The following is a 6,312-nucleotide window of genomic DNA, read 5'->3' on the forward strand; positions in this document are numbered from 1 at the left end:
GGCGGGCCTCGGGGCCCGCCGATAGGCGCCTCAGGCGCTCGCGATCAAGCAGGAAAGCAAGCATGCAAGCGATCTCCCAAGTCGAAGGCAGTTTCACCGATGTCGATGGCCGCTACGTTATCGTGGTGGGCCGTTTCAACCATCATGTGGTGGATAGCCTGGTGGACGGCGCCGTGGATAGCCTGACCCGACATGGCGTGGACGCCGACAATATCGATATCGTCCATGTGCCGGGGGCCTGGGAACTGCCGCTGGCGGTGAAGCGGGCCCTGCAGGTGGTGCGTCCCGATGCGGTGATCGCCCTCGGCGCGGTGATCCGCGGCGGCACCCCCCATTTCGAGTACGTGGCCGGTGGCTGCAATGCCGCCCTGGGCAATCTGCAGCTGGAGTTCGATACCCCGGTCGCCAATGGCGTGCTGACCGTCAACTCCATCGAGCAGGCCATCGAGCGCTCCGGTACCAAGGCCGGCAACAAGGGCGCCGAGGCGGCCATGGCGGCCATGGAGATGGTCTCCCTGCTCAAGCGCTTCGGGGGTGAGGCATGAGCGCACCCCGTGGCGGCCAGCGTCCGCCCTCCAAGGCGCAGCAGAGCCGCCGCGCCGCCCGCGAGCTGGCGGTGCAGGGCATCTATCAGTGGCAGCTGACCGGCAAGTCGATCACCACCGTGGAGGCGGAGTTCCGCAGCCAGGTCGCCGACGATGACCTGGAAGACCACGAGAACTGGCACAAGGTCATGGAGATCGCCGACCTGGCGCTCTTCCATGAGCTGATGCACGGCGTGGTGCGCTTCAAGGACGACCTGGACGCCAGCCTGGCGCCCCTGCTCGACCGGCGCATCGAGGACGTCGACCCCATCGAGCTGGCGATCCTGCGCCTGGGGACCTATGAGCTCTCCCGCCGCCTCGAGGTCCCCTACCGGGCGGTGATCAACGAGGGCGTCGAGCTGGCCAAGTCCTTCGGCGCCACCGACGGTCACAAGTACATCAACGGCATCCTCGACAAGCTCGCCGGGCGGTTGCGCTCGGCCGAGGTCCGCGCCCGCCGCTGAGGTGCCTCGCCCATGCGATATCACCCAGACAGCGCCGCACCCAGCGAATTCGAATTGATCGCCCGCCACTTTCGGCGTCCCGCCCGGGACGCCGGGGTGGTGTTGGGCGTGGGCGACGATTGCACCCTGCTGGCGCCGACCCCGGGGCAGCAGCTCGCCGTCAGCGTCGACACCTCGGTGGCGGGCGTGCACTTCCCCGGGGAGGCGCCGCCATCGACCGTCGGCCATCGTGCCCTGGCGGTCAGCCTCAGCGACCTCGCCGCCATGGGCGCGCGGCCGCGCTGGTGCCTGATGTCCCTGACCCTGGCCGAGGCCGACGATGCCTGGCTGGCGGACTTCGCCGCCGGCTTCCACGGGCTCTGCGAGTCCGCCGGGATCAGCCTGGTGGGCGGCGACGTGACCCGGGGGCAACTGGCCATCGGCGTGACCGTGCACGGCGAGGTGGCGCCCGATGAGGCGCTGCGCCGCGACGGCGCTCGCCCCGGGGACCTGCTGGCGGTAACCGGCAGCCTGGGCGGCGCCCATGGCGGCCTCCGCGCCTGGCAGGCCGGCGAGCGGGACCTCGCGCATCCGCTGCTGCGCGCCTACCTGCTGCCCCAGCCGCGGCTGGCGGCGGGCCTCGCCCTGCGTGGCCTGGCGAGTGCCGCCATCGACCTCTCCGACGGCCTGCTGGCCGACCTCGGCCACCTGCTCGAGGCCTCCGGGCTGGGCGCCACCCTGGACCCCGAGGCCCTGCCCCTGGGCGAGGGCCTAGTGGATGCCCTGGGGCCTGAGGCGGCCTGTCAGGCGGCGTTGAGCGGCGGAGACGACTATGAGCTGCTGCTGGCGATCCCCGCCGAGTGCCTCGACGAGGCCCGGCGGCGCCTGGCCGAGTTGGCCCTGCCGCTGACGGTGATCGGTCGCTGCGAAGCGGCCCCCGGGCTGCGCGGCGTGGCGTCCGGCGACGCGGGCGGCTGGCAGCATTTCCCGGGAGGCCGGAAATGAATCGGGCGCCGGCCAGCGTCTGGCGTCGCCCCACCCATTTCCTGGCCTTCGGGTTGGGCAGCGGGGCGGTTCCCTGGGCCCCCGGCACCTTCGGCACCCTGGCGGCGATCCCCTTCTACTGGCTCATGGCCGACCTGCCACTGAGCTGGTACCTGATGATGATCGTCGTCACCTTCGTGGTGGGGGTCTGGCTGTGCGAGAAGACGTCCAATGACCTGGGGGTCCACGACCATTCAGGCATCGTCTGGGACGAGTTCGTCGGCTACTGGATCACCATGGCGGCGGTACCCTTCTCCTGGGAGGCGGCGCTATGGGGCTTTCTTATTTTCCGGATCTTCGATGTCTTCAAGCCCTGGCCGATCCGCTGGGCCGACCGGCGGGTGGCAGGGGGCTTCGGCATCATGATCGACGACGTTATGGCGGGGCTCTATGCTTGGGGGACGATCCACCTCTGGCTCTGGCTCCATTAAGCCGATTATTCATTAAGGGAGACATCTATGCGCAAGGGAGTGCTGGCCCTGGGGGCCGTGGTGATCATCGGCGGCGGCTATCTCGCCGGTCATGCGGTGTCCAGCGCCATCTTCGAGCGGGAGCTGGCGACGAGCCTGGAGAACATGGCCCAGCAGGGCAATCTGCGTGTCGAGCGCCTGAGCAGCGAGTCGGGCTGGTTCCACTCCAGTGGCGAGGTGCGCCTGGCGCCTCTGGTGGGCAATGACTGGCAGGCCAGGGTGCCTTATCAGGCGGCCCACGGCATCCTCACCACCCGGGTCGAGGGGGACGCCGACCTGAGCCTGGACGGCGCCCTGATCGAGGAGCTTCGCGGCGCCCTTGGCGAGCTGCCGGAGTTGCCCACGCCACGCTGGGTCGCCGACTTCCACACCCTGAGCCAGACCCTCGACGCCAGCCTGGAGCTGGCCGGCTTCACCTGGGAGGCGAGCGACTGGCGCCTCGACTTCCAGGGCGTCTCGGCGACGCTGCGTGGCGAACGCGGCGACCTGATCCTCGAGGGGGAGGTCGCGCCCTGGTGGCTGACCGCCGACGAGGGGCGCCTGGCGGCGGGCCCCACCACCCTGGAGAGCCATTACCGCTACGGCGAGGGGGGGCGTCGCTTCCATCAGCAGGACAGCATGCGTCTGGAGAGCCTGCGCTTCGTCGAGGCGCGCGGTCAGACCCTGCATCTGCAGGGGCTGGGCTACACCAGCGACGTCGACCTGGGCGAGGAGTTTCTCGAGCTGGCCATGGGCCTGTCGCTGGAAGAGGCCCGCCTGGACGACGCGCCGGTGGCGTCTGGGGGCTTCGATCTCACCCTGGAGCGCCTGGACGCCGACGCCGCCTGGCGCCTCTACGAGAGCCTGCGCGACGAGCTGGAGCGCCTCGACGGCGACCTGGAGCAGCTGACGCCCGCCGAGTGGGAGGCGCTCTTCGAGGCCTGGTTCCCGGACCTGCTGGCGCTGCTCGCCGAATCGCCGCGCCTGGTGCTCTCCGAGCTCGACCTCGACAGCCGCATGCTGGGCCTCTCGACCCAGGGCGAGGGGGAGCTGACCTTCGATGGGGCGGGCATCACCGAGCTGAGCCTGGAGCAGCTGGCGCGTCCCGGCGGTGGTGCCGAACTGCAGCGTCGCCTCGATGGCCGCTTGCGCCTGGCGCCGCTGCCGCCCTCGCTGGCCCTGATGCTGGGGCTGCCCGGCGGCAGTGACGAGCTGCGCTTCGAGCTCCGCGAGGGCCGGCCCTACCTCAATGACCAGCCGGTCAAGGAACTGCCCTGGTAAACCGGGGGGGAACCTGACGGGGCGCCTTCGGGCGCCCCTTGTCGTTGGGCGGGCCTGGGGTCCGCCTTGAAGTTTGTCGTCGCCGCCCGCATTCCTGTTGCCATACTGGTCATCGACCCCGGATACAGGATGGATCATGAGCGAGCATGACGACGAGCGGCACAACCTGATTGTCGATGGCGTCGAGGACGTCGAGGCCCCCGAACACGGCGACGAGTCGGGCGACGAGCCGTCCCACGCCATGGTGCCTAGCGGCGATAGCCTGCCGGAGCGCATCTACCTGTTGCCGATCCACAATCGGCCCTTCTTTCCCGCCCAGGTGCAGCCGCTGGTGATCCACCGCCCGCGCTGGGAGGAGACCATCGAGCGGGTCGGCAAGACCCCCCACCATGCCGTGGGCCTGGTGTTCGTCGGCGAGACCGACCTCGAGGAGCTGAGCCCCGAGCACTTCCCCGAGATCGGCACCACGGTGCGCATGCACAAAGTGGAGCAGGGCGACAACCAGATCCAGTTTATCGCCCAGGGCCTGAAACGCTTTCGCATCCAACGCTGGCTCTCCCGAAAGCCCCCCTACCTGGTCGAGGTCAGCTACCCCAAGGAGCCGGTGGACGCCGAGGCCGACGAGGCCCGCGCCTACGCCATGGCGGTGATCAACGGCATCAAGGAACTGCTGCCGATCAACCCCCTCTACGGCGAGGAGCTCAAGCACTACCTCAACCGCTTCAGTCCCCACGAGCCGGGCCCCTTGGCCGATTTCGCCGCCGCCATCACCTCCGCCAAGGGGCCGGAGCTGCAGGCGATCCTCGAGACCCTGGCGGTGCTGCCGCGCATGCAGAAGGTATTGCCGCTGCTGCACAAGGAGATCGAGGTGGCCCAGCTGCAGAGCGAGATCAGCGAGCAGGTCAACGCCAAGATGCAGGAGCGCCAGCGGGAGTTCTTCCTGCGCGAGCAGCTCAAGGTGATCCAGCGCGAGCTGGGCATCTCCAAGGACGACCGCGAGAATGACGTGGACACCTTCCGCGACCGCCTGGAGGAGTTGACGCTGCCGCCTAAGGTGCTGACCCGCGTCGAGGAAGAGCTCGACAAGCTCTCGGTGCTGGAGACCGGCTCGCCGGAGTACGGCACCACCCGCAACTACCTGGACTGGCTCACCAGCCTGCCCTGGGGCATCACCAGCGACGACAACCTGGACCTGGCCCATGCCCGGGAGGTGCTGGATCGCGATCACGATGGCCTCAAGGACGTCAAGGAGCGGATCATCGAGTTCCTCGCCGAGGGCACCTTCAAGGGTGACGTGGGCGGCTCCATCCTGCTGCTCGTCGGTCCGCCCGGGGTCGGCAAGACCTCCATCGGTCGCTCCATCGCCGAGGCCCTGGGGCGTGAGTTCTATCGCTTCTCGGTGGGCGGCATGCGCGACGAGGCGGAGATCAAAGGCCACCGGCGCACCTATATCGGCGCCATGCCCGGCAAGCTGGTCCAGGCCCTCAAGGAGGTCGAGGTCCAGAACCCGGTGATCATGCTCGACGAGATCGACAAGCTGGGCCAGTCCTTCCAGGGCGACCCCGCCTCGGCGCTGCTCGAGGTGCTCGACCCGGAGCAGAACGTCGACTTCCTCGATCACTACCTGGACGTGCGCCTGGACCTCTCCAAGGTGCTCTTCGTGTGCACCGCCAATACCCTGGACTCGATCCCCGGTCCCTTGCTCGATCGCGTGGAGCAGATCCGCCTCTCCGGTTATATCGCCGAGGAGAAGCTGGCCATCGCCAAGCACCACCTCTGGCCCAAGCTGCTCAAGCGCGACAAGATCCCCAAGAAGCGCATCAACCTGACCGACGCGGCCCTCAAGCAGGTGATCGAGGGCTATGCCCGGGAGGCCGGGGTGCGCCAACTGGAGAAGCAGCTGCACCGCATCGTGCGCAAGGCGGCGGTCAAACTGCTGGAAAATGGCCAGCAGAGCGTCAAGGTCTCGGTGAATAACCTCGAGGAGTTCCTCGGCGCGCCCATCTTCCGCCGCGAGAAGGTGCTCAAGGGGGAGGGCGTGGTCACCGGACTGGCCTGGACCGCCATGGGCGGCGCCACCCTGCCCATCGAGGCGGGCAAGGTGCACGCCCTGGCCCGCGGCTTCAAGCTCACCGGCAAGCTCGGCGAGGTGATGCAGGAGTCGGCGAATATCGCCTATAGCTATGTGCAGGGCCACCTGGGGGAGTATGGTGCCGACCCGGACTTCTTCAACGAGGCCTTTATCCACTTGCATGTGCCGGAGGGGGCGACCCCCAAGGACGGGCCCTCGGCGGGGGTGACCATGACCACGGCGCTGTTGTCGCTGGCGCGCCACCAGGCCGTCGATCGGCCCCTGGCGATGACCGGGGAGCTGACCCTGACCGGCCAGGTGTTGCCGGTGGGCGGCATCCGCGAGAAGATCATCGCCGCCCGGCGCAGCGAGATCTTCGAGGTGATCCTGCCGGAGCCCAACCGCCGCGATTATGACGAACTGCCCGACTACCTCAAGGC

The 6,312-nt window shown here is 68.7% G+C and carries 6 protein-coding genes; all 6 read left to right on the top strand.

Annotation, left to right across the window (positions count from 1 at the left end; translation table 11 throughout):
- The first annotated feature begins 62 nt into the window (after positions 1-62).
- On the top strand, positions 63-545 hold the full coding sequence (gene ribH, locus HPA02_RS17890) for a 6,7-dimethyl-8-ribityllumazine synthase (RefSeq protein ID WP_146804564.1): 483 nt from the start codon (positions 63-65) through the stop codon (positions 543-545).
- Entirely contained in the window at positions 542-1,048 is a 507-nt protein-coding gene (nusB, locus tag HPA02_RS17895; protein ID WP_146804565.1) for a transcription antitermination factor NusB, read from the top strand. Before ribH ends, nusB begins: the two co-directional genes overlap by 4 nt.
- 12 nt (positions 1,049-1,060) lie before the next feature.
- Positions 1,061-2,032, top strand: coding sequence for a thiamine-phosphate kinase (gene thiL, locus HPA02_RS17900; protein ID WP_146804566.1), 972 nt, complete (start codon positions 1,061-1,063; stop codon positions 2,030-2,032).
- Complete coding sequence (locus tag HPA02_RS17905) at positions 2,029-2,502, top strand: phosphatidylglycerophosphatase A family protein (protein ID WP_146804567.1); 474 nt, start codon at positions 2,029-2,031, stop codon at positions 2,500-2,502. The genes thiL and HPA02_RS17905 overlap by 4 nt, the downstream gene beginning before the upstream one ends.
- Before the next feature lie 27 nt (positions 2,503-2,529).
- A complete protein-coding gene (locus tag HPA02_RS17910; protein WP_146804568.1) occupies positions 2,530-3,801 on the top strand; it encodes a DUF945 family protein in 1,272 nt (423 codons plus the stop codon).
- Between the two features lie 136 nt (positions 3,802-3,937).
- The coding region (gene lon / locus HPA02_RS17915; protein ID WP_146804569.1) for an endopeptidase La at positions 3,938-6,312 on the top strand (2,375 nt) is incomplete at its 3' end.

The sequence above is a fragment of the Bisbaumannia pacifica genome (assembly GCF_007989625.1).
Lineage (GTDB): Bacteria > Pseudomonadota > Gammaproteobacteria > Pseudomonadales > Halomonadaceae > Bisbaumannia > Bisbaumannia pacifica.

Bases quoted from the DNA above. Each gene is read 5' to 3' on its own strand.
- HPA02_RS17910 (WP_146804568.1), top strand. From the start codon at position 2,530: ATGCGCAAGGGAGTGCTGGCCCTGGGGGCCGTGGTGATCATCGGCGGC.
- thiL (WP_146804566.1), top strand. From the start codon at position 1,061: ATGCGATATCACCCAGACAGCGCCGCACCCAGCGAATTCGAATTGATC.
- nusB (WP_146804565.1), top strand. From the start codon at position 542: ATGAGCGCACCCCGTGGCGGCCAGCGTCCGCCCTCCAAGGCGCAGCAG.
- ribH (WP_146804564.1), top strand. From the start codon at position 63: ATGCAAGCGATCTCCCAAGTCGAAGGCAGTTTCACCGATGTCGATGGC.
- HPA02_RS17905 (WP_146804567.1), top strand. From the start codon at position 2,029: ATGAATCGGGCGCCGGCCAGCGTCTGGCGTCGCCCCACCCATTTCCTG.